This is a genomic window from Paraburkholderia ribeironis (assembly GCF_900019265.1).
GTDB classification, from domain to species: domain Bacteria; phylum Pseudomonadota; class Gammaproteobacteria; order Burkholderiales; family Burkholderiaceae; genus Paraburkholderia; species Paraburkholderia ribeironis.
Genome location: NZ_CYGX02000212.1, coordinates 1 through 505 on the forward strand (window position 1 = coordinate 1; position 505 = coordinate 505).

1 protein-coding gene is annotated in these 505 nt (G+C 55.2%); it reads left to right on the plus strand.

The annotated features are described in order from the left end of the window. Positions 1–122 precede the first annotated feature (122 nt). On the plus strand, positions 123–505 hold a 383-nt coding region (locus BN2475_RS35215), incomplete at its 3' end, for a hypothetical protein (RefSeq protein WP_218023769.1).

Here is a 505-nt window from a genome sequence, read left to right on the forward strand (position 1 = left end):
GCGTAGGTGTCCCCGGACATATATCCACACTGCAAGATTTTCACAGCCATGCCGATCCCCCGTCAGGTAGGCTTAGTCGCGCGCGTGTTCGTATTGAATGGCGCCGTGCACGGGAAGAATCCATGCCGGCTCCAATCCAACAGAAGGGAGCTGGCCAATTCCTCCGCAGTTCTGCCGGTTTAAGCGACGGCTCGCATTTCAAACATATGTTGCGTTCGCAGCAATCCTCCGCCATGCGTCACCGACTTCTTCAATGCAACTCTCCATTATTTATCTCAGCTGGAACGCTGAAAGCGGGCGCATCGGCTAACACGTTTACCTTAAGCAAGCGGCGCGAGATCAATCACACCATGCCGCTCGCCTTCGTTGATTTCCGTGATGAAAGTATGCATCGCCGCCGCATATCCGGGCCACAAGGAGTATTCGAGCGCAGCCTGCCTGGCGCGGAATTCGATGATCGCGGCCTTGTTTGGACGGCTTCCGTACATGACGGTATCCATCTTGT